This window comes from Planifilum fulgidum, from assembly GCF_900113175.1.
Taxonomy (GTDB): Bacteria; Bacillota; Bacilli; order Thermoactinomycetales; family DSM-44946; genus Planifilum; species Planifilum fulgidum.
Window position 1 is genome coordinate 122,867 of the sequence record NZ_FOOK01000001.1, and the last position, 24,292, is coordinate 147,158.

Genomic DNA, 24,292 nt, shown 5'->3' on the forward strand with positions numbered 1-24,292 from the left:
CTTTCCGTGCCTGTCAGTCCGCGTCGGCATTTCCCTCCGACAGAGAGAAATCCGATTCCCCGCTTCCGCCAAAAAGAATCCGGAACAGGCGAAGGATGACGATGGCGGCCATCGCCAGGCTGGTCACCACTCCGACCCCGTACACGAAGCCGAGGGAAACGCCGGTGGCCGGAGCCTTTGACGCCATGTTCAACCAGGTCATCTTCCAGCTTCCGTCAAAAACGAGCCACAGGACGTACAGGACCAGAGAATGGCTGATGACGGCAAAAAACTTCTTCCATCCCATCGGCAACCGTTTGATCACGACGTCGACGGCGAGATGCATCCGTTCCTTCAAGGCGGCGATCGCCCCGAGGAAGACCATCCACACGAACAGAAAACGGGACATCTCTTCGGACCAGGTGATGCCGGAGTCGAAAAAATAGCGCAGCACCACGTTGAGAAAAACCAGTACCGACATTCCCGCCAGGGAGAGAGCGATCAACAAATTCAGCAATCCCTCGAACCAGCGGCCCGTCCTTTCCATTAAGCGCTTCATCCGCTTCCTCCTTTCACGGGCTCGTCTTCCGGACACAGCCGATCAAAGTTCTATATGATAAAACTACGTTCTTCTCTGACATACTGCTAAGGCGTCAATTTCTGAACGTTTTATATTATAAAACAGTGTTTTGTTTTAACGATACAATTTTCCCTAATATTCATATAACATATGAATTTTGTTTAAGTCAATAATAGTTGTATAATTCGAAATAATAAAGATCTATTTCGCTCGAAAGCGGGAGGGATCCGCTGCTAAAAACTCGGACTGCCGCCATTTTTCCTGACGGCCGTTTGTCCGGCGCCGGATTCCTCTCTCCTCACTTCAAAAGAATGAAAACCGATTCAAAACGGTCTTGAATTTTGCAAACCAAAACTCTATGGTCAAAAATGGGAGGAGATCACTCATGAAATGGATAGATTCATTGCGGAAATTGCTGAAGGAAGATCAGGTCACGGTCAATCCGACGGAACTGGAACGGCACAGCCGGGACGAATCGTATCACGCGCCGCATCTTCCGGATGTGGTCGTTTTTCCGGAAAACCGGGAGGATGTGAGCCGCATTCTGCTCTTTGCAAACGAACGGGAAATTCCCGTCACCCCCTTCGGATTGGGAAGCAGTTTGGAGGGACACGTGATTCCGTACCAGGGCGGCATCTCCGTCGATTTTCAGCGCATGAACAAGATCCTCGAGGTTCGGCCGCAGGACATGCTGGTCCGCGTGCAGCCCGGCGTGACGAGGAGCCAATTGAACGGGGAATTGAAAAAATACGGGCTGTTTTTCTCGGTGGACCCGGGAGCGGACGCCACGCTGGGGGGAATGGCCGCCACCAATGCGAGCGGAACCACGGCCGTCCGCTACGGCGTGATGCGGGATCAGGTGAGGGATCTGGAGGTGGTTTTGGCCGACGGCCGGATCATCCGCACCGGCGGCCGGGCGGCCAAATCCTCCTCCGGTTACCATTTGACGGGCCTGTTCGTGGGTTCGGAGGGAACCCTCGGCCTGTTCACCGAATTGACCCTCCGGGTGTTCGGCATCCCGGAGGCCATCATGGCGGCGCGGGCCGTGTTCCCCACGGTCAAGCAGGCGGTCAACGCCGCGGTGTCCATCATCTCCTCGGGGATTCCGGTGGCCCGGATCGAACTGGTGGACGCTCTGTCGATGAAATACCTGAACGAGCACAGCGAAACCCGCTACCCGGTGGCTCCGACGCTGTTTTTGGAATTTCACGGAAACGAGGCGGGCCTGAAAAGGGACATCGCCTTCGCCGAGGAACTGGCGCAGGGAGAGGAATGCCAAGGGTTTCAGTTTGAAACCGACACGAAGGCGAGGGCGAAACTGTGGGAAGCGCGCCACCATCTGGCCTATGCCTTCATTCACCGGTCCCCCGGCAAACGGCTGATGGTGACCGATGTGTGCGTTCCCATGTCGGAATTGGCCGGCGCCGTGGAGCACGCCCGGCACGTGCTGAATCAGGAGAAAATGGAGGGAGGCATTCTCGGCCATATCGGGGATGGAAACTATCACGTGCTGATGATGATCGATCCGGCGGATCCCCGGGATGTGGAAAAAGCCGAAAAGATCAACGCCTCCATTGTCGAATACGCCCTCGACCGGGGAGGCACCTGCACGGGGGAACACGGCGTCGGCGTGGGAAAAATCCGCTACCAGCGCCGGGAGCACCGGGAAGCCCTGGACGTGATGATGAGCCTCAAGCAGGCCCTGGATCCGAAGGGAATCCTCAATCCGGGCAAAAAGTTGCCGCCCCGATAAGCCGCCTGAAAACACGAAAGGGGTGCCGCGCTCGTTTCCACGCGGCACCCCGTCAGTTTTGCGGTCGAAAGAGAAAAAAAGCGGCGCCCGGGGATAGGAGGGCAAATCGGGGACGCCCTTGAAGGGGCCGGAAGGAGACGCGGCCCGAAATTCAGTTGTCATCCCCCTCGAGGTACCAGGAAGCGGAGGAATGGACCCCCTCCTCGGTTTCTCCGCACCACGCCCCCTCCAATACGCCGATAAACCCTTCAACGGACCTAGCCTTGAGCAGGGACCGGACCAGGGCGGGGCTTTCGATGATTTTTCCCAGCAATTCATAAAGGGATTGCAAATCCTCCTGGCTCTCCCGCTTCACGGAAAGCACGAGAATCAGTTGGACCGGCCTATCGCCCCAGACGACGGGCTTTTCCAGGGTGCATACGGCGATGAAGGTCTGATCGGACCGGGGCGTGATCGGATGGGGAACCGCCACCAGATTCCCGTAGGCCGTCGGCGCCACCTTCTCCCGGTCATGGATCCCTTCCAGGAAATCGGGGTCCACCATGTCCTTCTCTCGCAACCGCTCGTGCATGAAGGAAAGCACCTCCTCCCGGGAGGAAAAGCGCCTTCCCAGAAACAGAAGATCCTTGCGGAAATAGTGAATCGGCCGACTTTTTCGCTCCAGAATGTAAGATTCGATCCGGGACAGATCCGGGTTGCCGATGACGGCACTCACTTCCACCACGGGAACCGGCAGGGATTCCGAAATGGGAATGGAGCTGATCACAAAATCGATGTCCCGCAAATCCCACCGGTGCAGATTGTAATATTCCGTCGTCCCCACCACATCCAGGCGGTTTCCGAAGCGATTTTTGATCTTGTAATAGATCAATTGGGCGGTGCCCAGTCCGGAGGCGCATACGATCAGGCAACGCTTGGGGGCGGTGGTCGATTTTTTTCTCTCGATGGCGACTCCGAGATGCAGGGCCAGATATCCCACTTCATCCTCGCTGATCTTGATCCCGGTCTCCTCTTCGAGGGCCATCCCCGCGATCACGCCGGCCTCGAAGGCCAAGGGATAATGCTTCTTGATGTCCTCCAGCATCGGATTCCGGATGTTCATCCCGTACTTGTACCGGTGAATCGCCGGTTTCAGATGGAGGGCGAGGTCCATGATCAATTTTCGGTCCTGTTTCAGGTCGATCTCCAGCTCCGACTCGATCTTGTCCAGGGCGGCACGAACCAGTTGCAAAATTTTCTCATCCACCACCTGTTCCGGCGGGAGCGTACCGCCCTCATCCGGCATCGTCATCTTGGTTCCCAAGAGGTGAATCGCGACATAGGCGATCTCCTCCCGGGGGAAGGAAAGTCCGAAGGCGTCCTCCACATCGCGGACGATCCGCCCTGCCACCTCGTATTCCCTTTGATTGATGATCTCCTTCAGGTCCGCCGGATACAGCGTCACCCGATTCCCGCTCCGAATCCGCCGGCAGGCGATGGCGATGTGCATCTGCAGGTTGTGGACGGAAATGTCGGAGATGGTGATGCGGTATGCTTGAATGTGTTTCAGGATGATCTGACGGATCCGCTCCAGTTCCTCCCGGGGAAGGGGAAGCAGGGGGGAATCCTGCGCCGTGTGCCAGCGGTCCTTCCGGGAAAACAGGGTGTCCGCCATGCAAAAGCGAAGCTTCATTTCCCTGCCGACAACCTTCAGTCCGTAATGGGGGCGGGAAATCAGGCGAATGTCGTATTTCCCCAAGCGCTCTTTCACCAGTTTCAGGTCGTTTTGGAGCGTCGATTTGCTGACGTAGATCTCATCGGCCAGATCCTCCAGCTTGAGATAACCGTCGTTCAACAGCAGCCGCCGGATGAGATGGGACACCCTCTCCTCCGGTGTCATGGGGAGCCTGTGACCGGGGGCCTCGATGTGGGATTGAAGAAATTGGCGGAACAGGCGGTCCTCCCGGATCACCAACCGGTAGCCCTTCCCCATCAGGGATTCCACCCGGGCGCCGTGCCGGTTCAGGATCTCATCCAGGCGTTTGAGATCATTTCGGATCGTCCGCACCGTCACCCGGTTCACATCGGCCAGGTATTTGCCGGTCACCGGAGAGGAAGCCGCCATCAATTCCCGCAAAATGCGTTGCATGCGCCTCGTCAACATCTCTTCTCACCTTGCTCCGAGCTCGTTTCCCCAAAGGACCCCGCCGGCGAAGGGTTCAAGCCCCCTCTGTTTCATCACATCTGTTTAATCAAAACCGTTGTTTTGCGCCACCTTGCGAAACCACTCGGCGCTCTTTTTCGGCGTTCTTTTCTGGGTTTTGAGGTCGACGGAGACCAGGCCGTAGCGGTTTTTGTAGGCGTTCATCCAGGACCAGTTGTCCATGAACGTCCACAGGTGATAACCCTTTGCGTTGCAGCCCTCCTGGATGGCCCGGTGCAGCCAGATCAGGTGCCCGCGAATAAACTGAATCCGGTAATCGTCCTGGATGACGCCGTCTTTGAGAAATCGCTCCTCGTCTTGAACCCCCATTCCGTTCTCGGAAACATAGGATTCGATATTGCCGTAGTTCTCCTTCAGATTGATCAGGATGTCGTAGAGGCCCTTTTCGTAGATTTCCCATCCCCTATACGGGTTCATCTTTCTGCCGGGCATTTCGTAGGGATCAAAGAACCACTCGGGCATGAAGGGGGCGTAGGGATTGGGCAAATGCTCCTTCGCCTTGACGCGACGGGGCTGATAATAGTTGATCCCGAGCAGGTCCACTTTCCCTTCTTTCAACAGCTCCCCGTCCCCCTCGCGCGTCTCCGGCAACTGGCCGTGTTCCCGCAGGAGGTCGATCAGCTCCCGGGGGTATTCGCCCAAGACCGCAGGGTCCAGAAAACTCCGGTTAAAAAACAGGTCGGCGATGCGGGAGGCCTTCAGATCCGCCGGGTGGGAACTCCTCGGGTAGGAGGGGGTCAGATTCAGAATGATGCCCACTTTTCCCCGGATGCCCGCTTCCCGGAACGCCCGGACCGCCTTGGCGTGGGCCAGCATCGTGTGATAGGCCACCTGGGCGGCCCGCTTGAAATCGACGATGTTCGGGTAGTGGAAGTCATACAGGTAACCGCCCTCCACGGGGACGATCGGCTCATTGAAGGTAAACCACTTCTTCACCCGGTCGCCGAACAGCCGGAAGGCCGTACGGGCGTAAGCCTCATAGGCATCCACCACTTCCCGGCTTTCCCATCCGCCCGCCTGTTGCAGCTCCAGGGGCATGTCGAAGTGGAAGAGGGTGACAAAGGGTTCGATGCCGCAGGCCAAAAGCTCATCGATCACGTCGTTGTAAAACCGGACCGCCTCCGGATTGACTTCTCCCCGTCCCCCCGGAATGAGCCGCGCCCAGGAGATGGAAAACCGGAAGGAGTTGTGGCCGATCTCCTTCATCAAACGGATGTCTTCCCGATAGCGGTGATAAAAGTCGGAGGCGGTTCCGGGGCCCACATTGTCGTAAAAGCGATGGGGCTCGATTTCATACCAATGGTCCCAAATGGTTTTTCCCTTTCCGCCCTCCGCCGCCGCTCCTTCGATCTGGGCGGCCGACGTGGCGCTGCCCCACCAGAATCCCTCCGGAAATCGGTATTTCACGGACATGCGGTTTCCCTCCGAATTCTTCAGGTGTTTCGTGCCCTGCTCCGATAGAGTTCGATGATCTCCACCGCCAAATCCCGAACCGTCATCGACGTCATCAGATGATCCATGGAATGCATCAGAATCACATTGACCGGGGTCGCTTTTCCGCCCGCCTCCCCGTGGAGCAGCCGGGTCTGGTAATCGTGGGCCTTGCCGAGTTCCCCGCCGGCTTCCTTGATCAGCCGGTCCGCTTCCTCAAAACGGCCGGCCTTGGCTTCCTGGATGGCCTCCATCGCGTTGGATTTGCCGTTTCCAGCGTGGAGGATGATCTTAAAGGCGGTTTCAACGATGTCATCCATTTGCCGAATCACTCCCGTGGTCAGTCTCGAACTGCGGCTTTTTGCGCGGCTTGACTGCTGCTTGAATCTCCTTTCTCCCTTTCATAATACTGCTTGTCTAGGATTTTCAGGAAGGGCCACCAGATCGCCATCACGACAAACAGGTTGAAAATCTGCATCACCGCTCCCTGCCAGGAGTTTCCGGTCGCCAGAAACCCGCTCAAACCGATGGGTGTCGTCCACGGGACGATCACGCCGGCGGGCTTCGGCACCAGCCCGATCGACATCGCCGCATAGGTGATGATGGTCACCACCACCGGCGCCAACAGCCAGGGAATCAGGACGAGGGGGTTCATGATGATCGGCAGGCCGAAGATGATCGGCTCGTTGACGTTGAAAAGGCCCGGGGGCGCCCCCAATTTGCCCAGCTCCTTGATCTGCCGGCTGCGCCCGATGAGGAAGATCAGGACGATGACGGCCAGGGTCATCCCCGATCCCCCCATGCCGACGAGGAAGGTGTCGATAAACTGTTTGGTGATGATGTTGGGAAGCTCCTCCCCGGCCTGGAACGCCTTCAGGTTTTGGTCGTTCAGGGCGAACCAGATCGGGTCGAAGACGGAGTTGACGATGATCTGGCCGTGCAGGCCGAAAAACCAGAAGAACTGGACCAGAAGCACCGCCACGATGGTCGCGGGGAGTCCGCTTCCCAACACGGTCAAGGGCTGTTGAATCACGGTGTAGATGAAGTTTTGGGCGGTTTCAAAGGGGGTGTAGCTGAAAAAGATGCGGACGATCAGGAAGACGGACAAGGTCAGCGCGATGGGAATCAGGGCGCTGAAGGAGCGGGACACCGCATCGGGCACGCCCGCCGGCATCTTGATCACCCAGTTTTTCCTCACAAAGAACCGGTACAGCTCCGAAGCGATGAAGGACGTGAAAATCCCGAGGAACAGACCCTCCGCCCCCAGAACGGACGTGGGAATGACGCCGGTGACATTCTCCAGCACCTGGGGCGTCATGATGAGAAAAGCCGCCAGGGAAACCACGCCGCCGTAGATTCCCTCCAGCCCGTAATGTTCCGTCAGCTTGTAACCGATCCCGATGATGACAAAGAGGCCCATGATGCTCAAGGTGGCCGCCGACGCCGGTCCGAGGGCATTTTGATAGGCGGCGTACGCCTCTTCGCTCAACACCCGGTCCAAAAAGGGAAAGTTTGCGATCACGACAAAAATCGACCCGAAAATGATCAGGGGCAAGGCCACCATAAACCCGTCCCGGAGAGCTGTCAGATAGCGGTTGTTATTCAGCTTGTCCGCGAGGGGCAAGAGCAGGTTTTCCAAAACACTCATCCATTTGTTTTGATTCATCGGGACTCCTCTCCCTTTTTGATCAGCTCAAGGGCTTTATTCAGCACGGCTTCTCCGTCCACACGGCCGTAGGCGATCGGATCGATCGCTTCGATGGGAATCCCCAGGGCCTCCCCCTCCTGGGAGAGCTTTTTGATCAGGAATCGCATCTGGGGACCCACGAGCAGCACATCCGCCTTTTTCATCTCCGTCGCCGCCTTGTCCTGGGCCACGGCCCAAATTTCCACTTCCAGCCCCCGGGCTTCGGCGGCTTCCTTCATCCGGGAAACCAGGAGACTGGTGGACATGCCCGATGAACAGGCCAAAAGAATCCGCTTCACCTTTCATCCCTCCCATCCTTCTCCGGAACTTTTCGGTGATTCTGCCCCTATCTTCAAACTAAACCGGAAGCGCTTCCAACTGAACCCATCTTTTTTCCGGCAGATGGGGGAAATGGTTGGATCATCCGACAACGATCCTTTTCCCCAATCCATCAGCGTCTATCATCTGCGCAAAAATAAAAAGGCGTGGTCATATGCCCTTTCCTATGACATTTCACCACACCAATCCATCAAACTCTCTATATAGTGTAAATGAATCCAGTTGAATGACACGGGGAAAGGAGCCGAGAAGGATGGCAAACGGCAATAACGACCAACAAGCCGAACAGTTTGCCCGCCAACTTGAACAACGGATTCAGCAACAAATCTTGGATTCCATCAGCCGACTGTTAAAGGAAAACAACCCTCCCGACCAAGAACTTTCCCGGCCCACCGCTTCCCAACCGATCAATCTAACGGCTCTCTCCGCACCGACGCAGAAAAGGCAGCAACTTGAAAACGTCCTGAACGGTGTCGACAAATTGGTCAGCAACGCGATCCATTTCGGATTGAGCGTGATCGCCAGACAGAATAAGGGGTATCTGGAGCAGATCCAACAACAATTAAAAGCGCAGATGCAAAACAAAACTTCCTCCAATAAACAATAAACGGGAGAAATCCGATCGCGCCTCACCCCCCTCGAAACCTCCCCCCAAATCGCCCTTTCGGGTAGATAGCGGCACGTTCCAACCGCAAAACTATCAACGGCGACGAACGCCACGGCCCAAACCATCCCCCGTATGATCCGGCGGATTGGGCATAGACAGCAAAACAATCTCTTCAAATGGCCGAACCTTTCTTCCTTGCAAGTAATATAGTATATCGTAAGCGAAAAGATTAGACGAAATAGGTTGCTCAATTAGTGACGGCAATTCTCCAAAAGCAAATTGGCAACGGCGGCATCATGGTCCGGTCTTCAAACCTTCTCATCATTCACGGTTAAAAGAACGAAAACCCGAAAAGGGCAAGGAAGCCAGACCGCGGTTGGTTGATGAGCATCATAGAAAGGGGGGTTTTCCATGCATGCCAGAAAAGCAAAGAAAACGCGCGGCCGCATCCAGCACAGCAAGCGGGACCCCGGCTATCTGCGTCTGCTTATCAGGATCCATCGTTTAGAAAAAAAGATTATCCGCCTTGAACGGGCACTTGCCAAGGTGTCTAACTTCGCATTTGTGGGACCGGTCAGCGGAGTGGGCAATGTCATCGTTCAAACTCCGACAAACCTCGGCGATGCCAGCCTCCTCAGAGGCAACCGAAACTCCGCCACCAACACGGGATAACACCGCCTTCCCCGACAAACCGTTTTCCAACCCTCCAAGGACTGATTCCTTGAAAGGAGGTGAAACCCATGAACAATCTGAAGCTGGGACAACAACCGAATCTGGGACAACTCGATTTCGTTCGATCCCTGTTGGAGAACCAGTCAAGGATCAATCCCCTTCAAATGCAGCCGGATGTGGGCAACATCGTCGCCAAAGTTCCCGAGCTCGTCCAAAGTGTGTTGCAATCCGTCACCAGGCTTTCCGCCGCTAGATCCTCCGGGAACACTCCTCCCGCCGCCATGAATCTCATGAACATGGCAAAAAACCTCCCTGTCAACACAAATCCCATGGCCCCGGCCAATCCCGATTTGACAGCCCAAACCTTAAAAGGAGGTGAAAAACATGGCCTGCCGTAAGAACAATAAAATCGTGGTCATCTGCGGGCATCGCAGGCGCCGCCGCCGTCGCCTCAGCTTGGAGCGCGTTGAGGCGGAAGTGGAAAACTTCGCCGCAACGGGCGCCATCAGCGGGACTGCCAATGTCTTAACTCAAGTGCCGACCAACTTGGGTGATGCGGTCGCGATCGGCAGAGGCAGCGGCAACTCCGTCACCAATACCGGGTAATGTGGGGGCCATTCTGCCCTTTGTCAGCCCCCTCCTTTCAATCTGATCAGGAGGTGAGCCAATTTGGCTTGCAGAAGGAAGAAAAATGTGGTTGTGGTCGTTTGCGGGCAGCGCAGACACCGCCATCGTCGTCTGTTTGTCGGAGGCGCTGAAGCGGAAGTGGAAAACTTCGCCAGGACGGGTGCCATCAGCGGAACCGCCAATGTCGTAACTCAAGTGCCGACCAACTTGGGTGATGCGGTCGCGATCGGAAGGGGCAGCCGCAACTCGGTCACCAATACCGGGTAATGCGGGGGCTTTTCTGCCCCTCCTTCTCGCATAAATAGGGAGGTGTTGCAAGGGTGGCAAGGAAAAATCTGATTGTGGTCCATTGCGGACATCGCAGGCGCCGTCGCCGTCGCCTCAGCTTGGAGCGCGTTGAGGCGGAAGTGGAAAACTTCGCCAGGACGGGCGCCATCAGCGGGACCGCCAACGTTGTAACCCAAACGCCGATCAATCTGGGAGATGCGGCCGCGATTGGCAGGGGCAATGGCAACTCCGTCACCAACCTCGGATAATGCGGGGGCTTCTCGCCCCCCTGCTCCCACTTCAATCGGGAGGTGAAACCGTTTGGCCGGGGAAATCCGAAACGATAATGAAGCGATCAACGTCATCGTGCTGGTATTCGGTCCAGGCGGGAGAAGAAGACGCGTGTTTGTCGATGACGAAGAGATGGAGATCGAAAACTTTGCCAGTACGGGTGCCGTCAGCGGAACCGGGAATGTGATCACCCAAACGACCATCAATTTGGGCGATGCGGTGGCCACGGGAGGAGGCAGCGGCAACTCGGTCACCAATGATTGAGGGTCTCGCCGATGGCTGAGGTGGACCGGATACCGGAAGCCGCGTCTGGACACACATCCCTCATCCATCTGACCCGTACCCGTGCAATCGCGCGATCCCACCCCTTATATCCGCTTGGGGAGGGCAAGGAGGACTTAATATCTCCTTGTCTGTATAACGATGATATGCCCTCCATATGGACAACCCTCTGATAACTTTTTGAGAATCGGAAATCGCCCCATTCCATCCCTTGAGTCCCTCGGGACCTTTTTCTATTTCCATTGCCCGGCGGCAGCGGGTCAAAGGAGGGACAAGCCCCACCCTTGGATCATCCGCGGAGAAGGAGCGGCCACACGGTTTCCAGCCCGGAGGCGAAGAGACAGACGAGGCCCAGCAGCGCCACATACAGGAGCGTGGTCCAATGCAGAACGCGAAGGGCCTCCCCGATGTGCTCCCGCCGTTTGGGGAAAACCGGATCGCCGAGATGGGGACGGCGGGAAGTCACTCCGCCGTAGGTGTTGATTCCCCCGAGGCGGATGCCCAACCCCCCGGCCATCAGCGACTCGGGGATCCCGCTGTTGGGACTCGGATGCTTGCGGCCGTCCCGTCGAAAGATCCGCCATGCGCGGCGCCAATCCCGTCCCAGCATCCGAAACGCGAGCAGCATGGGGACCACGGTCAGCCGGGCGGGCAGCCAGTTGGCCCCGTCATCCAACCGGGCGGAGGCCCACCCCAGATCCCGGTACCGCTCGTTGCGATAGCCCACCATCGAATCCAGCGTGTTCACCGCCCGATACGCCATGGCGAGGGGAGCGCCGCCGATGGCCGCGTAAAAGAGGGGGGATGTGACGGCATCGACGATGTTCTCCGCCACCGTTTCCACGGCGCCCCGCACAATCTCCGGTTCATCCAGCCGGTCCGTGTCGCGGCCGACGATTCGCTTAAGGCGCCTCCGCGCGGCGGAAAGATCCCCCGCCGCCAGGGCGCGATCCACCTCCTTGGCCTCATCGGCCAAGCCCTTCGTCGCCACGGTCGTCCAGAGGAGGAACACCTCCATCAGCCACGCTCCCCACTCGGTCCGCCTCTCCACCCAGCCCACCGCCAGGGTGGCCAGCAGGTACACCCCGCCCGCCACAGTCAGCGGAAGAAAACAGCCCAGAAGGCGCACCGTCCACGATGTTGCCAGGCCCCGTCTTCCGAGAAACCCGATGAGCCGGCGCAAAGCCCTCTCCACGGCCGATATCGCCTTCCCCATTCCCACCACCGGATGGGGAAGCCAGCGGGGATCCCCGAGGATTCGATCCAGCCCGTAGGCTGCAAGCAATAGAAGCGCGGTTTTCATGACCCATCCTTCCCCTCTTCCCTCGCCCTTTCCCGCAAAACCGCTTGGGTGACCGCATCGTATACGGCGCGGGCCACCGCCCTCCCGAAGGGGCTCACCGTGCCCGCGTAAAGGTGAATCGGACCGCCGGTCCGGCGGAGCCGGGCGATCACGACGGCATCGGTGCTGGTTCCCGTCGCCACATTTCCCCCGGGATCCGTCACCTCGAGGTCCTGGAGAGCTGCCGCCTTCGCCTCCGTCGCCGTCACCAAGGCCCCCGCCATCGCGCTCTCCGTCACGTTTCCATCCACCAGAAGAATGATGTTGATCGTCCCCGGCCGCCAGCGGTCGTCGGCGGAAATCCCCCCGGATCCCGCCCGCACCGCATTGCCGACCCCGGCCGTCACCAGGGCGGCCAGGCAAAATCCGTCCCCCTCCACCCGGGTGCAGGCGGCATCCTCCGTCCGGGCCGCCGTCATCAGCGCCACCGCTTTCTCCGGATCGAAGCCGTGGCGGATCAGCCAGCGGACCGTGTCCCGCTGCGGATCCGGCTCGTGGTAATCCGCGGGAACCCGGCGGTTGACGATACAGCTCGCTTCACACCATCCTCCCCTCACCGGCGCGCTGCTGAGCACCGTCAAGGTCTTGTCCGAACGGACACAAACGAAGGAAGGACTGACGGCGATGCGGAGCCCTGAAAACAACGTCCGACTTTCCACGTTTCCCCTCCTTTCCGGCCGAATGAGATCACAGCCGTGCCAACCACAGGAGAAGCAGCAGCGCCGCCGTCTCCACCCCTTCGATCATCGCTCCGTAGACGTCGCCGGTCAGACCTTTGAGCCGGCGGGCCACCACGTGGCCGAATGCTCCCACCAGTGCCCCGCCGAGCACCAGGCACAACACCCCCTCGGCGCCGCAGGCGATGAATACCAGGAAAGCCCCCGACGCCAAGGCGAAACCGAGCCGAAGGGGAGTCAGCCCCTCCTTCAGTCCGACGGCAATCCCCTTTTCCCGCCGATAGGGCCAGCCGGCGATGGCGAGCAGCACGGCGGTGCGGGCGGAAACGGAAGCTGCGGCGACGGAGGAAGCCAGGGAAGCGGTCAGGGAAGCCAGGGCCGCGATCTTTGTGAGCAGGATCAAAACAGCTGCCAGCACGCCCATCGCCCCGACCCGGCTGTCCTTCATGATCGCCAACATCCTTTCCGGTTCCCGGTGGGAACCCAGTCCGTCAAAAACGTCCATCAACCCGTCCAGATGGAGTCCGCCCGTGATGAACACCCAGCAGGCGGTCACCAGCACCGCCCGGACCAAAGGAGGAAAATGGACGGCGATCAACCCATCGAAGGCGGCGATCACCCCTCCGATGAGCAGGCCGACCAAGGGATAATAAGCGGTGCTCTTGGTGCGATCCCGCGCATCGAAGCGAAGGGGAACCGGGATCCGGGTCAAAAAGGCGACGGCATAAAAAAGCGGCTTCATCCTTTCACCCTCCAGGGGATGCCGGACACGACAAACCACACCTCGTCCGCCCGGCGGGCCGCCTCTTGATTGACCAGCCCCAGCACATCCTGGAACCGGCGGCCGAGGGGAGACACGGCCACTCCCCCGAGGCCCGCCTCGTCCGTCACCAAAATCCCGTGCCGGCACCCTGCGAGGCAGTCGAGGAATTTCCGCGTCTCCTCGATGATTTCCGCCTCGAAAACCTCGGGCTGCCGGAGGGCTTTCTCCTCCGAGTCAAGCAACCGGTTGGCCACCCATCCGGACAGGCCGTCCACCAGCACCACGTCATGGGGGGGAGTCGCCTGCAGCCGCTCCGCCAAGCGCAGCGGTTCCTCCAACACGTTCCACCCGGCGGGACGTCGCCGGCGGTGCTTCTCGATGCGCCGCTTCATCTCCTCATCGCCGGGAACGCCGGTGGCGACGACCAACACCCGCCCGCCGAGGGAGCCGGCCAGGGATTCGGCAAACCGGCTTTTCCCGGAACGAACTCCTCCTGTAACCAGGCGAAGGCTCATCCTTCCCCTCCCCCTTCCCACTCCGCCCACACCTTCCGGAGGGCGGCGATCAAGCGCTCATTTTCCCTTCTCGTTCGCACCGCAATGCGGACATACCGGTCATCCAGGCCGGGAAAAGTGGAGGCGTCCCGGATCAGGATCCCCCGGCGGCCCATCCGCTCCTGCAGCCGGCCCGAAGCCCCGCGGCCCTTGGCCGCCCGCAGCCGAAGCAGCAGAAAATTGGTTTCACTGGGAAACACATCGACGGCACCGACCTGCCGCAGCCACCCGGCCAGCTCCTCCCGTTCCGCCCTTCCCCAACGTTCCGCCCGCCGCCGATACTCTTCATCCTCCAGGGCCGCTTCCCCCGCAACCTGTGCCAAGGCATTGACGCTCCAGGGAATCTTGTGGTCCAACAGCCGCTCAATCCAGTCCTTCCTGCCGACGGCATAGCCCAGCCGCAATCCGGGCAGGGCGTAAAACTTGGTCATCGAGCGGAGAATCAGCGTGGTGGGGCAGGAGGAGAGGCGGTGGATCAGCGACCGCTCCTCACCGCCCGGCACAAAATCGATGAACGCCTCATCCAGGACCAGAACCGCGCCGGAACGGGCCGCTTCCGCCGCCACCCGCTCCAAAACGGGTTTGGGCGGGAGCAGCCCGGTGGGATTGTTGGGACAGCCCAAAAACACCAGGTCGGACCGCATCACCAGAAAGCGGAGTTCCTCTTCCGTCGGCACAAAGCGGTTCTCTTCCTTGGCCCGGACCGAAACCACCGAACACCCGTGAAGGTGCGCGGCCCGCTCATATTCGGAAAAACACGGGTGCACCACCCCGACCCGCCGGGGGCGAAACACCCGGACCACCAGATCGATCAACTCGGCCGCGCCATTGGCGACAAGCAGCTGCTCCGGAGAAACCGAGAGCCTGTCCGCCAACTTGTCCCTCAGCCGGCGGGACAAGGGATCGGGATAGGAGGCCAGCGCCTGCGGCCTTTCGCCCGCAAGCGCCCGGGACAGCGCCTCGAGCACCCGCGGCGGAGGGCCCAGCGGGTGAATGTTGGAACTGAAATCGAGAAACTCCTCCGGCCTCCCTCCGAACCGCTCGGCGGCCGTCAGACGGTCCCCGCCGTGGCCGTAACGCTCCAATTCCGCCATAGGCATCCCCCTGCATCTCGTCTTCTAGCTGTCGGATTCGTGCTGCGCCCTCTCCTCCGCCGGCCCCGCCAGACCCAGATCGGCAAAGGTGGCCATCTCCCGGGCCAGGGACAGGGCTCCGTCGATGAGCGGGAAACAGAGGACGGCGCCGGTCCCTTCGCCCAGGCGCATCTCCGCGTCGATCAGCGGCCTAAGCCCCAGCTCCTCCAGCATAAACCGATGGGCCGGCTCCGCCGACAGATGGGAGGCAAACAGGTATTCAGACGCCTCCGGCAATAGGCGTGCCGCCGCCAGGGCCGCGGCGGTGGATATCATCCCGTCGAGGACCACGGGAATCCCCGCCGCCGCCGCGCCCAGCACGGCGCCGGCCATGCCGGCGATCTCCAGGCCGCCCACCTTGGCCAGGACGCCGATGGGATCGGCGGGATCGGGCCGGTTCACCTCGATCGCCCGGCGGATCGCCTCCCGCTTCCGCAACACCGCCCGGTCGTCGATGCCGGTGCCGCGTCCCGTCAACACCTCGACGGGCCGGCCCGTAAACACGGCGGCGATGGCCGTCCCCGCCGTCGTGTTTCCGATCCCCATCTCCCCGATGGCGATCATCCGCACCCCGCCCCTTACGAGTTCCTCCACCCGGTCGATCCCCACGTCCAGGGCCTGAAGCGCCTCTTCCCTCGTCATGGCCGGTCCGGCCGTCATGTTGGCCGTTCCCGGCCTCACCCGGCGGTCGATGACCGATGGGGGGAGTTTCTTCGCCTTGCTGCCCACGTCCACCACCACCAGCTCGGCGCCGAACCGGCGGGCCAGCACATTGATTGCCGCCCCGCCCCGGGCGAAATTGTCGATCATCAGCCCGGTCACCTCCTGCGGATAGGCGCTCACCCCCTCCTCCGCCACCCCGTGATCGCCGCACATGACAAGCACCGCTTTTCTGCTTAAATCCGGAACCACTTCCCCCGTGATCCCCGCCAGGCGGATCGCCGTCTCCTCCAGCCGTCCCAGGCTGCCCAGGGGTTTGGTCAAGTTGTTCCAATGCCTAAGCGCCTTTCTTCGGATCTCCGGATCCGGCCGCCGAATCCGGCCGCGAATCTGCTTCCACCGTTTCATGACATCCTCCCTTTCCATGGGGCCTGCTTCGGGAAGCAAAGGGCCTGGCGCGGGGCCTGCGCGCCTCCCCCGCGCCAATAAAAAAGCACTCCCCTTACGATGATAGCGGGAAGTGCTTCAGTCGGAAATGGGAAACGGACAAAAATCCGGCGGCGCCAAGGCGGCCGTCAGCCGACCTGACCGGAACCCGGCGCCGAATTTTCCGCCCCCGCCTCCGGCGAAAAGGAATCACGGGCTTCGGTCCGGTTCAACTTCTCGTTCACCTCATCCAGCAGCCTTCGCAATTCCTCCGGTTGAATCCGCTTCTCGATCCGCTCCAGGGTTTCGCCGATCCGGTCCATCTCCCGCTTCAATTCGTCGAGGGCGCCCATGCGCTCCTCCAGCGCCTTCGCCTGCCGCTTGATGTGAAACAGCTGCTGAACCAGTTGATTCGCTTCGATCCCTCCCGGTACCGACGGGGATTCCCGGAAAAAGACGTAGCGCCAGCGAATTTCCTTGAAATCGGGCATCTTTTGTGCCGCCGGCCGAACGGGACGGACGCGCTCCTCCGCTTCCAATTGGCGCAACAGCTCGTATGTATCCGTCACATCCTTCGTCCTGAGCTTTTTCCTTCGCCTCAAGACCTCGTCCAATTCAAGGGTGGTCGGAAACGATTCGGCGTTTCCCTCCAAGGCGGCGGACCGCTCCCGAAGCGCCCTGAGGAGCTCCCGCCTGCGGGCCTGCGCCTTCCGCTCCTCCCGCTGCCTTTTCGCTTCCCCGGTCACCCTTCTGAAAAACCATGGAACGATGACGCCGTTGACAAAAACCGCCAGAAACGTCCCCAACAAGGCGCCGATGGCCGCGCCGGTCAGAAGGTCCGCATTCATCCAGTCGGTCCACAATGCGTTCACCGTGCTCCCGCTCCTTTCCATCCTCTGGGGCGTCGTTTCCTTTCAGTCCTTCTATTCATTCCATCCGACCGGATGAAAGTCCTTCATGAAAAGCCCCTTTGTCCCAAAACGGCATTTCGAAGGAAAAAAGAGGGGAGCGGAAAGGAGGATTTTTCATTTTTTGAAATATATTAGATGGTGAATCGGATTGCGGACGAGTCAATCCCGGCGCAGAAAGGAGAAGGAACCGTGGACTGGTTGGAAGCGACCATCCTGGGCATCATCCAGGGCCTGACGGAATTTCTGCCCGTCAGCAGCACGGGGCACCTTTACCTGGGACGCCACCTGTTCGGACTGGATGAGGCGGGCCTGTTCCTGGACACGATGCTGCATCTGGGCACCCTGATCGCGGTCATGACCGTTTACTTCAGGGAGCTGATCACCGTGTTGAAAAATCCCCTCGGGCGGCTTGGAAGGCTATTGATCGCCGGAACCGTCCCCACCGCCGTCATCGGGATTTTGTTTGAAGATTTTTTTGAAGCGATCTCCCGCACCGGAGTCACCATCGGATGGGAATTTTTGGCGACCGGCCTTATCCTGTGGGCGGCGGACAACTGGAAAAAACGGGGTTACAAGCAATTGGAAGACATCAGCTACGCCGACGCCCTCATCATCGGCACCTTTCAGGGAGCGGCCATTCTTCCCGCCGTCTCCCGTTCCGGCCTGACGATCGCCGCCGCCCTTTTCCGCCGGATCGACAAGGCGACGGCGGCCTATTTCTCCTTTCTTCTGTCCATTCCGGCCATCGGCGGCGCCGTGGTGCTACAGGGCAAAAAACTGTTTGAATCGGCCGGCGAGGCGGTGCCCCTCTCCTCCCTGATGATCGGAACGCTGATGTCCGGTTTTTTCGGTTATCTGGCCGTCAAGTGGATGATCTCCGTGTTGAAGCGGGGATCCCTCAAGGGGTTTGCGGTCTACGTCTGGATTTTGGGGGGTGTGGTGCTGGCCGCCCAGTTTGCCGGCTGGTTCTGAAGGAAGAAAGCCAAAGAACGGGCGGAAGCGATTGCCCCGGGACCGACGCCTGAGGGGAAATCGTTCCCTGAAAAATGCGGACATTTGGAAGCCGCTGACAAAAAATGACGTCGGAAGAAAGGGTGCGTGCCGCCATGTGGCGAAAAGCGGTACACCATCTGGACGTCGGGGAAGGATCGTTTCCGCAACACTTCCAAAAAGGTCGGGGGCGCAGCCCCCGGCAAGGGCCGCCTGACGGAAACTCGCTCCCTTCCGAAGAGTCGTCAATCCCCCGAACAGGCCGCTTCGGCCCGTTTCATCTCCATCTTTTTCAGTCCGTCCATCACCTTCCGGAAGATGCGCAGGGCGCGGGGATCGCCGTCGTCGGACACGGAGCGGATCACCACCGCCACCGAATAGCGGGGCTTTTCATAGGGACCGAAGCCCACCATCCACTTGTTGTAACCGCCGTCCTTTCCGAGCTGCGCCGTTCCCGTCTTACCGGCCAAAGCCCATTCCGCCCCCTTCAGCCCGGCGGCCGTCCCGTCCGTGACGGCCTTGCGCATCATGCCCCTCACCTGCTCAAGCACTTTCGGCTGTACCGGGCGGTCCACCGGCAGGCGCTTGACCGGAAATCGGACCACCGCCTTTCCCCGCCCGTTTCTGATCTCCCGGACAACGCGCGGGCTCGGCAGTTTCCCTTGGTGAAACAGGGAGGTCACCATGTTGGCCGCCTGGACCGGCGTCATCCGGACGTCCCGCTGTCCGATGGCCGTCTGGGCGACGGCTCCTCCGTCCTGTTTCGGCGTCCCCTCCGCGAAGATCAAACCGGATTGCTCCCCGGGCAAATGGCGAAACTCCTTCCCGGAAAGGCGGCCCGACCAGAGAACGGGCCGTCCCAGACCCAGCTTTTCGGCATACGCCTCGATCGTCTCCCCGCCCAGCCGTTCCGCCACTTGCGCAAAGACGATGTTGCAGGAATTGGCGTAGGCCTCGGCAAAGGTCTGCTTGCCGTGTCCCTTGCCGTGGGAATCGGTCAATCCGTAGCGGCCGAGCTCCCCTTCGCAGACAAAGATTTCACCGGGCTTCACCTTTCCGGTGTCCAGCGCCGCCACGGCCACCACGGTTTTAAAGATGGAACCGGGAACCGTTTCCATGATCGCCCGGTTGTCCCAGGGCTGCTGCTCCTCCCTCCCCTTCCCGGGAAGCGGCCGACTGGCCATGGCCAGGATGTCCCCGCTGGAGATCTCCTGCACGACCACGGCGGCCTCCGAAACCCCCTCCTCCTCGAGAATCCGCTCCACCATCCCCTGAACCTCCCGATCCAGCGCGGTCACAAGGGAGTGGGGCTCTTTTCCGCTTCCGCCCCGGGTCTCTTTCCGGTGGACATCCAACCCGTTGAGGGGTCGCCCCTTTCCGTCGACGACGTAGGTGAGCACATGTTCCCCGCTTCCCCGCAGAAAGGAGTCGAAGGCCGCCTCCAGGCCCGTCACTCCCACCTGGGAATGGGCGTCCACCTCGCCCCGCCGAAGCTCCTCCCCGTACCACCGGCGCAGGAGGAAGGGGTTCCGTTCGGTGCGTCCGATCAGCTGCCGGGCGGGTGCGTCCGGATCCAGACGATCGTCCGATTCCATCGCGTAAATCCCTGGAATGTCCAGGGCTTCAATCTCCCGGACCTGGGAGTCGGTCAGCATCAAATCGCTTCCGCCTTCCCGGTCGATCGCCCCGGGGGACTTCAGCGCGGACAACTTCTCCACCAACAGGCGATGGGGCACTCCGATGATCTCCGCCAGCCGGATCAACTTTTCCTCATGGGCCAACAGATGGCTTTTTGCGAAGGGAAAAGCGATCAGCCGCCACCCCCGCTCGCCCGTCAAGGGTTTCCCCCGGCGATCCAGAATGCTTCCCCTGCCGCTTTCGACGATCATTTCCTGGGTGTGTTGCTTCTCGGCCCCCTCGACCAGGGACGGCTGTACCGTCGAGGCGATGCGCGTCGAATTCAGTTGAATCGTGGAGAGGCGCAAAATCAGGCCTGCAAAGGCCAAAAGCAACAAAAGGGCCAGCCCGTAACTGCGCCAACGGGTTTTCCTTCCGTCCATCGATCTCCCGCCTTCCCTGTCATCTCCATCTTCGACATGGAAGGAAAGATCTATTCCCCCCGCCCGCAGGGCAGGACATATTCCCTCTCCCTCTTTCATACGATGTATGGACAAACCGTGAAGGAAGACCCCGCATGCCACCCATCCTGCCCATACTCCTGGGAGGGCTGTTGATCAGCCTGGGAATCAATTTCTTCCTTTCCCCCCATCGCCTGCTGGACGGCGGAATCATCGGCCTGGCCCTGATCATGCGCTATCTGTGGGGATTCAAGACGGGGCTTTCCATTTTTCTGCTCAGCGTCCCCATTTACCTTTTCATCGGAAAGATGGACCGGCGTCTGCTTTTCAACAGCCTGGTCGGGCTTTCGGTCTCCTCCCTGATGATCGACGGACTTTCTCCCTTTCGGGGTTGGTTTCTCCTGCCCATGCTCCCCAGCGCCATGATGGGAGGACTCCTGGTGGGGACCGGTGTCGGAATCATGCTTCGGCACAGAACCAGCACGGGGGGAACCGATCTGATCGCCCAATATGTGTCGGAACGGACGGGCTGGAACGCGGGGGTGCTCATCTTTCTGATCGATGTCCTGGTGATCGCCTGCGGAAGTCCGATCCTCGATCCCCGCCGGCTTCTTCACACCCTGCTGACGATCAGCGCCGTCGGTTTTGCCACATCGGTGTGCGTAAGCGCCGGAAAAACGGATGGATGAAAAGGCCCCCGGCCAAGTCGGGGACTTCCAGCCCCGCACAAGAAGGGAAGCTTTCCTTTTGCTCGCCTTTCCGTCCCGAAGCGTCCCATGAAGCCGGACACCTCCGCCGTCGCGGAGGTGTCGCTCAACCCACAATTGCCTTTTCCCGTCACCATTCATTCCGACCGCGTTTGCGGGGAGGCGACAGATGTTTCTTCCAAATGCGCCCCGACACGGACGCCGGCAGAGGGAAATAGGGCCAGGGCGATCACTGCAGCCGCCGCCAGCATGACCGGAATCAATCCGATCCACACCATCAACCATCCCGAGAGAGCGGAACCGACAAGGAGCGTGCCCGTGAAGATTGGAGTAACCAAGCCGTTCACACGGCCGACCATCGCTTCGGGGATGCGACGGATGATGAACGTCCCCACGCTTATGTTGATAAAGGCGAGGAAAAAGCCGCCCGTAAACCGGAAACCCCAGGTCAACAACGGCCATCCGGAAAGAGCTTCCCCCACGGCGGACAAGGAGAGGAAGAGGATGCCGGCCGACAGCATGGCGCGGCCCTCCATGCGACCGGCAATGACAGCGCCCAATGCCCCTCCCATGAGCATCCCCATTCCCTCGGCCGCGTGAAACCACTGTACGGTCTCTTTCGGCAAGCCCAACCGATGGGTCACAATGAACACTTCCAACGGTTGGATCAGGCCCACACCGGCCCCGATGACGGCGAAAGCGATCATCAGACGGACCAGCACCTTGTTCGAACGGATAAATCGGAGTCCCGCAGCCAATTCGTAGCTCAGGGAAGTCTCTCCCCGATCCTCCCGCCCCCGATCGTGGGGCAACAAGGTGAGGATTCCTGCCGAAAACAGAAACAGACACAGGATGGCCTCCAGGGAAAAAAACAGACCGAAATTTTGGTACACCCATGTTCCCAAAACCGGTCCTCCGATCAAAAACAGGGAGATCAAGCTTTGGGACAGACCGACTGCAGCGGAAACGTCCCCGTCGGGAACATGCCTCTTGAAGATCCTGGCCGAGGAAGGCTGGGAAAACTGGCTCACCACCGCCGACACAAAGGTCGCCACATAAACGGCTTCCCACCAACCCTTTGTCAACAACCAAAGGATCACACCCACCGAGGCCGCACTCATCAGATCCCCCGCGATCATCGTCCGTTTCGGGTTCCAGCGGTCAGCCAACACCCCGCCGATGACCGAAAAGACAAAGATCGGGACATACTCCGCCACCGTCAGCAGGGCGACTGCCACCGGATCCCCGCCGGTCCTCTCCATCACATAGAAGAGGAGTGCCATATTTCGGATCCAAATCGCCGTGTGCTGCAAAAAATCGGACACCATCACCAAGCGAAACACCCGGTTAGACAACAAACGTTGCATAGGGATACCTCCACCAGACCGACCGTTCGGTCCAATTTTAATTCAATAAGGATCCCCCTCTTGGGGGATTCCTAGTGACCTTTGCGACCGGCAGCCATTCCATGGAGCAACATCCGGACCGCCTTTCGGCTCACCCGGACCGCTTCCTCCTTCATCGCCCGCGTATCCTCCACCAGCCTGCCGCTATCATCGAAAAAGATCTTGCCCAAACCTTCAAACAGGGCACTGACGATCAGCTCGGCGTCGTCCAGATCTTCACGCACGAATTCGCCCCGTTCCATTCCTTCCCGCAGCACTTCCCGGCAGGCCTGGGTTTGTGACTGGGCCAGCTGCCACAACCGTTCCACAGTCTCCTCGTCCGACCCGTGACTTCGGACAAATTCCTCCAGCGCCTTCGACAGCGGGTCCTGCACTTCATCGGCATAGTGCTCCGCCAACGCATACAATTGGTCCGTGGCGGAAGTGAGGTTGCGCCGCTTCTCTTCCCATTGCTTTTTCCAATGCTCGATATTCTCTTCCACGAGGGTCAAAAACAGTTCTTTTTTTCCCGCGAAATGGTGATACAGACTCCCCTTGCTCACCCCGGCCGCCTCACAAATTTCGTTCATGGAGACGGCACCATATCCCTTGCGGGCAAAAAGCTCCTTCGCCCGCTCAATGATCATGCGACGGGTCATTTCTCCGTCGCTTCTTCCTTTGCCCATGGGTATTCCTCCATAGACCGACCGTTCGGTATATTTATTGTAATACGATTTTCCTGCCGTCGCAACCCGACAGTTCCCCGGAGGACACCTTCCTCCCGGCGGTGAGGAAAACTTTTGCGAAACGTTCCTTCTTCGGAGCAAAAAAAGGGGGGGAATTCCCCCCTTTTTCAGTCTCGGTTTTCAGCTGACATGCTCTGCTGATTTTGTTTGCTCCGGTTGATGTTGGCCTGATGCTCGGCTTCGGTGCGGGCAAAATAATGTTTCCCCGATCCGTCCTTTCTGGTCACGTAAAAGAGGTAATCGTGTTTTTGGGGCTGCATCGCGGCCTCCAGGGCCTTTTCACCGGGATTGGCGATCGGCCCGGGGGGAAGTCCCTTGTTCAAATACGTGTTGTAGGGACTTTTCACCTTCAGGTCATCATAAGTGAGAATCTCTTTCTGTTTCCCCAGGGCGTACTGAACCGTGGCATCCACCTGCAGCAGCATCCCCCGGTTCAGGCGGTTGTAAATGACGCCGGAGATGGTGGGAAGTTCCTCCCGCACCCGGCCTTCCCGCTCGATCAGGGAAGCGACCGTCACCCATTCATCGACGGTCAGATTCCGCCTCTTCAGTTCTTCGCGAACCCCTTCCTTCTCGAGCCGGCGGTTGAACTGGTCCAACATCCGGTCGACGATTTCCTCGGGTTTGGTGTTTTTCTCAAAATGATAGGTGCTTGGAAAAAGGTACCCTTCCAGATAATATTTCCGGTCCTTGTTCGACGGAATGTTTTGTACAAAAGAATATTTGTACTCCTTTTTTTGCACCGCCTCGAGGAACGCTTCCCGGTCGATCCCCAGCTCTTTGATCCCCGCCAGACGATCGGCGATCTGTTCCACGGTAAACCCCTCGGGTATGGTCACCCGCACGACATTCTGCTTTCCTTCGGTAAGGATCGCAAGGACCTCATCAATCTGGGCGTCGGGCGGGATTTCGTACACTCCTGCCTTCAGTTTGCCGGCATATCCCTTCCACCACACATAGGGAGCAAAAAACCACGATTTGCGTATCAGTCCGTGTTCCTTCAGGAGCGCGCCGATTTCCGCAGTGGAAGCACCCTCCGGGATTTCCATCTCCAACGGCTCCTGCCGAAGCGGAGAACCGAGAGTGTAGTCAACGTAAAAATAGCCCACGACGGCCCACGCTCCGAAGAGCAAACAGGTAAGAAACAACCGAATCAGCCACTTCATCACGTTTCCCCCATGCTCAACCTTATGTAGCGTCTG

27 protein-coding genes are annotated in these 24,292 nt (G+C 59.5%); 10 read left to right on the forward strand and 17 right to left on the reverse strand.

Going from position 1 to position 24,292, the window contains the following annotated elements; all coding sequences use genetic code 11:
- Nucleotides 1-13: 13 nt before the first annotated feature.
- Nucleotides 14-538: a TRAP transporter small permease gene (locus BM063_RS00520; RefSeq protein ID WP_245751946.1), complete on the reverse strand. Its 525-nt coding sequence runs from the start codon at nt 536-538 to the stop codon at nt 14-16.
- 406 nt (nt 539-944) lie between these two features.
- On the opposite strand from BM063_RS00520, the gene BM063_RS00525 reads away from it, so the two are divergent.
- The gene (locus tag BM063_RS00525; protein WP_092035371.1) at nt 945-2,312 is read left to right on the forward strand and encodes an FAD-binding oxidoreductase; all 1,368 of its coding nucleotides are present in this window, start codon (nt 945-947) and stop codon (nt 2,310-2,312) included.
- 151 nt (nt 2,313-2,463) lie between these two features.
- Here the strand turns inward: BM063_RS00525 and BM063_RS00530 are convergent, their stop codons facing one another.
- The 5 genes from BM063_RS00530 to BM063_RS00550 all read right to left on the reverse strand — a co-directional run bounded on the left by BM063_RS00530 (nt 2,464) and on the right by BM063_RS00550 (nt 7,932).
- Entirely contained in the window at nt 2,464-4,455 is a 1,992-nt protein-coding gene (locus tag BM063_RS00530; protein WP_092035372.1) for a BglG family transcription antiterminator, read from the reverse strand.
- Between the two features lie 84 nt (nt 4,456-4,539).
- Nucleotides 4,540-5,928 (reverse strand): glycoside hydrolase family 1 protein, encoded by a 1,389-nt coding sequence (locus tag BM063_RS00535; protein ID WP_092035373.1) that lies wholly within the window; start codon nt 5,926-5,928, stop codon nt 4,540-4,542.
- A gap of 20 nt (nt 5,929-5,948) precedes the next feature.
- A complete protein-coding gene (locus tag BM063_RS00540; RefSeq protein ID WP_092035374.1) occupies nt 5,949-6,266 on the reverse strand; it encodes a PTS sugar transporter subunit IIA in 318 nt (105 codons plus the stop codon).
- Between the two features lie 20 nt (nt 6,267-6,286).
- On the reverse strand, nt 6,287-7,612 hold the full coding sequence (gene celB, locus BM063_RS00545; RefSeq protein ID WP_092035375.1) for a PTS cellobiose transporter subunit IIC: 1,326 nt from the start codon (nt 7,610-7,612) through the stop codon (nt 6,287-6,289).
- Complete coding sequence (locus tag BM063_RS00550; protein WP_092035376.1) at nt 7,609-7,932, reverse strand: PTS sugar transporter subunit IIB; 324 nt, start codon at nt 7,930-7,932, stop codon at nt 7,609-7,611. Before BM063_RS00550 ends, celB begins: the two co-directional genes overlap by 4 nt.
- Before the next feature lie 293 nt (nt 7,933-8,225).
- On the opposite strand from BM063_RS00550, the gene BM063_RS00555 reads away from it, so the two are divergent.
- The 7 genes from BM063_RS00555 to BM063_RS00585 all read left to right on the forward strand — a co-directional run bounded on the left by BM063_RS00555 (nt 8,226) and on the right by BM063_RS00585 (nt 10,700).
- A complete protein-coding gene (locus BM063_RS00555; RefSeq protein ID WP_092035377.1) occupies nt 8,226-8,579 on the forward strand; it encodes a hypothetical protein in 354 nt (117 codons plus the stop codon).
- Nucleotides 8,580-8,990: 411 nt separating this feature from the next.
- Nucleotides 8,991-9,251: a hypothetical protein gene (locus BM063_RS00560; RefSeq protein WP_092035378.1), complete on the forward strand. Its 261-nt coding sequence runs from the start codon at nt 8,991-8,993 to the stop codon at nt 9,249-9,251.
- A 68-nt stretch (nt 9,252-9,319) separates the two neighbouring features.
- Nucleotides 9,320-9,649, forward strand: coding sequence for a hypothetical protein (locus tag BM063_RS00565; protein WP_092035379.1), 330 nt, complete (start codon nt 9,320-9,322; stop codon nt 9,647-9,649).
- On the forward strand, nt 9,636-9,857 hold the full coding sequence (locus BM063_RS00570) for a hypothetical protein (RefSeq protein ID WP_092035380.1): 222 nt from the start codon (nt 9,636-9,638) through the stop codon (nt 9,855-9,857). The genes BM063_RS00565 and BM063_RS00570 overlap by 14 nt, the downstream gene beginning before the upstream one ends.
- A 63-nt stretch (nt 9,858-9,920) precedes the next feature.
- Nucleotides 9,921-10,145, forward strand: a complete 225-nt coding sequence (locus BM063_RS00575; protein WP_092035381.1) for a hypothetical protein — start codon at nt 9,921-9,923, stop codon at nt 10,143-10,145.
- A gap of 53 nt (nt 10,146-10,198) precedes the next feature.
- Nucleotides 10,199-10,414: a hypothetical protein gene (locus BM063_RS00580; RefSeq protein ID WP_092035382.1), complete on the forward strand. Its 216-nt coding sequence runs from the start codon at nt 10,199-10,201 to the stop codon at nt 10,412-10,414.
- A gap of 52 nt (nt 10,415-10,466) precedes the next feature.
- Nucleotides 10,467-10,700: a hypothetical protein gene (locus BM063_RS00585; RefSeq protein ID WP_092035383.1), complete on the forward strand. Its 234-nt coding sequence runs from the start codon at nt 10,467-10,469 to the stop codon at nt 10,698-10,700.
- Nucleotides 10,701-11,007: 307 nt separating this feature from the next.
- Here BM063_RS00585 and cbiB read toward each other — a convergent pair whose 3' ends face one another.
- The 7 genes from cbiB to BM063_RS00620 form a co-directional block, all read right to left on the reverse strand.
- Nucleotides 11,008-12,021: an adenosylcobinamide-phosphate synthase CbiB gene (gene cbiB, locus BM063_RS00590; protein WP_092035384.1), complete on the reverse strand. Its 1,014-nt coding sequence runs from the start codon at nt 12,019-12,021 to the stop codon at nt 11,008-11,010.
- Complete coding sequence (locus BM063_RS00595) at nt 12,018-12,719, reverse strand: adenosylcobinamide amidohydrolase (protein WP_177198903.1); 702 nt, start codon at nt 12,717-12,719, stop codon at nt 12,018-12,020. Before BM063_RS00595 ends, cbiB begins: the two co-directional genes overlap by 4 nt.
- Nucleotides 12,720-12,747: 28 nt before the next feature.
- Complete coding sequence (gene cobS / locus BM063_RS00600; RefSeq protein ID WP_092035386.1) at nt 12,748-13,479, reverse strand: adenosylcobinamide-GDP ribazoletransferase; 732 nt, start codon at nt 13,477-13,479, stop codon at nt 12,748-12,750.
- The gene (cobU, locus tag BM063_RS00605) at nt 13,476-14,015 is read right to left on the reverse strand and encodes a bifunctional adenosylcobinamide kinase/adenosylcobinamide-phosphate guanylyltransferase (RefSeq protein ID WP_092035387.1); all 540 of its coding nucleotides are present in this window, start codon (nt 14,013-14,015) and stop codon (nt 13,476-13,478) included. The genes cobS and cobU overlap by 4 nt, the downstream gene beginning before the upstream one ends.
- A complete protein-coding gene (cobD, locus tag BM063_RS00610) occupies nt 14,012-15,148 on the reverse strand; it encodes a threonine-phosphate decarboxylase CobD (protein ID WP_177198904.1) in 1,137 nt (378 codons plus the stop codon). Before cobD ends, cobU begins: the two co-directional genes overlap by 4 nt.
- A 24-nt stretch (nt 15,149-15,172) precedes the next feature.
- On the reverse strand, nt 15,173-16,255 hold the full coding sequence (gene cobT / locus BM063_RS00615; RefSeq protein ID WP_245751947.1) for a nicotinate-nucleotide--dimethylbenzimidazole phosphoribosyltransferase: 1,083 nt from the start codon (nt 16,253-16,255) through the stop codon (nt 15,173-15,175).
- A 167-nt stretch (nt 16,256-16,422) separates the two neighbouring features.
- Nucleotides 16,423-17,145 (reverse strand): hypothetical protein, encoded by a 723-nt coding sequence (locus BM063_RS00620; RefSeq protein WP_143085184.1) that lies wholly within the window; start codon nt 17,143-17,145, stop codon nt 16,423-16,425.
- Nucleotides 17,146-17,373: 228 nt separating this feature from the next.
- On the opposite strand from BM063_RS00620, the gene BM063_RS00625 reads away from it, so the two are divergent.
- Nucleotides 17,374-18,156: an undecaprenyl-diphosphate phosphatase gene (locus tag BM063_RS00625; RefSeq protein ID WP_092035445.1), complete on the forward strand. Its 783-nt coding sequence runs from the start codon at nt 17,374-17,376 to the stop codon at nt 18,154-18,156.
- 263 nt (nt 18,157-18,419) lie between these two features.
- Here BM063_RS00625 and BM063_RS00630 read toward each other — a convergent pair whose 3' ends face one another.
- Nucleotides 18,420-20,234 (reverse strand): peptidoglycan D,D-transpeptidase FtsI family protein, encoded by a 1,815-nt coding sequence (locus tag BM063_RS00630; RefSeq protein WP_177198905.1) that lies wholly within the window; start codon nt 20,232-20,234, stop codon nt 18,420-18,422.
- A gap of 134 nt (nt 20,235-20,368) precedes the next feature.
- On the opposite strand from BM063_RS00630, the gene BM063_RS00635 reads away from it, so the two are divergent.
- Nucleotides 20,369-20,941, forward strand: coding sequence for a YitT family protein (locus tag BM063_RS00635; RefSeq protein WP_092035391.1), 573 nt, complete (start codon nt 20,369-20,371; stop codon nt 20,939-20,941).
- A 155-nt stretch (nt 20,942-21,096) separates the two neighbouring features.
- Here BM063_RS00635 and BM063_RS00640 read toward each other — a convergent pair whose 3' ends face one another.
- The 3 genes from BM063_RS00640 to mltG all read right to left on the reverse strand — a co-directional run bounded on the left by BM063_RS00640 (nt 21,097) and on the right by mltG (nt 24,256).
- The gene (locus BM063_RS00640) at nt 21,097-22,326 is read right to left on the reverse strand and encodes an MFS transporter (RefSeq protein ID WP_092035392.1); all 1,230 of its coding nucleotides are present in this window, start codon (nt 22,324-22,326) and stop codon (nt 21,097-21,099) included.
- A gap of 71 nt (nt 22,327-22,397) precedes the next feature.
- Complete coding sequence (locus BM063_RS00645; protein ID WP_092035393.1) at nt 22,398-23,030, reverse strand: TetR/AcrR family transcriptional regulator; 633 nt, start codon at nt 23,028-23,030, stop codon at nt 22,398-22,400.
- A 167-nt stretch (nt 23,031-23,197) separates the two neighbouring features.
- Nucleotides 23,198-24,256 (reverse strand): endolytic transglycosylase MltG, encoded by a 1,059-nt coding sequence (gene mltG, locus BM063_RS00650; protein WP_092035394.1) that lies wholly within the window; start codon nt 24,254-24,256, stop codon nt 23,198-23,200.
- Nucleotides 24,257-24,292: the final 36 nt, after the last annotated feature.

Coding starts and splice junctions, on each gene's coding strand:
- BM063_RS00520 (WP_245751946.1), bottom strand. CDS start 538: ATGAAGCGCTTAATGGAAAGGACGGGCCGCTGGTTCGAGGGATTGCTG.
- BM063_RS00525 (WP_092035371.1), top strand. CDS start 945: ATGAAATGGATAGATTCATTGCGGAAATTGCTGAAGGAAGATCAGGTC.
- BM063_RS00530 (WP_092035372.1), bottom strand. CDS start 4,455: ATGTTGACGAGGCGCATGCAACGCATTTTGCGGGAATTGATGGCGGCT.
- BM063_RS00535 (WP_092035373.1), bottom strand. CDS start 5,928: ATGTCCGTGAAATACCGATTTCCGGAGGGATTCTGGTGGGGCAGCGCC.
- BM063_RS00540 (WP_092035374.1), bottom strand. CDS start 6,266: ATGGATGACATCGTTGAAACCGCCTTTAAGATCATCCTCCACGCTGGA.
- celB (WP_092035375.1), bottom strand. CDS start 7,612: ATGAATCAAAACAAATGGATGAGTGTTTTGGAAAACCTGCTCTTGCCC.
- BM063_RS00555 (WP_092035377.1), top strand. CDS start 8,226: ATGGCAAACGGCAATAACGACCAACAAGCCGAACAGTTTGCCCGCCAA.
- BM063_RS00560 (WP_092035378.1), top strand. CDS start 8,991: ATGCATGCCAGAAAAGCAAAGAAAACGCGCGGCCGCATCCAGCACAGC.
- BM063_RS00565 (WP_092035379.1), top strand. CDS start 9,320: ATGAACAATCTGAAGCTGGGACAACAACCGAATCTGGGACAACTCGAT.
- BM063_RS00570 (WP_092035380.1), top strand. CDS start 9,636: ATGGCCTGCCGTAAGAACAATAAAATCGTGGTCATCTGCGGGCATCGC.
- cbiB (WP_092035384.1), bottom strand. CDS start 12,021: ATGAAAACCGCGCTTCTATTGCTTGCAGCCTACGGGCTGGATCGAATC.
- cobS (WP_092035386.1), bottom strand. CDS start 13,479: ATGAAGCCGCTTTTTTATGCCGTCGCCTTTTTGACCCGGATCCCGGTT.
- cobU (WP_092035387.1), bottom strand. CDS start 14,015: ATGAGCCTTCGCCTGGTTACAGGAGGAGTTCGTTCCGGGAAAAGCCGG.
- cobD (WP_177198904.1), bottom strand. CDS start 15,148: ATGGCGGAATTGGAGCGTTACGGCCACGGCGGGGACCGTCTGACGGCC.
- cobT (WP_245751947.1), bottom strand. CDS start 16,255: ATGAAACGGTGGAAGCAGATTCGCGGCCGGATTCGGCGGCCGGATCCG.
- BM063_RS00630 (WP_177198905.1), bottom strand. CDS start 20,234: ATGGACGGAAGGAAAACCCGTTGGCGCAGTTACGGGCTGGCCCTTTTG.
- BM063_RS00635 (WP_092035391.1), top strand. CDS start 20,369: ATGCCACCCATCCTGCCCATACTCCTGGGAGGGCTGTTGATCAGCCTG.
- BM063_RS00640 (WP_092035392.1), bottom strand. CDS start 22,326: ATGCAACGTTTGTTGTCTAACCGGGTGTTTCGCTTGGTGATGGTGTCC.
- BM063_RS00645 (WP_092035393.1), bottom strand. CDS start 23,030: ATGGGCAAAGGAAGAAGCGACGGAGAAATGACCCGTCGCATGATCATT.
- mltG (WP_092035394.1), bottom strand. CDS start 24,256: ATGAAGTGGCTGATTCGGTTGTTTCTTACCTGTTTGCTCTTCGGAGCG.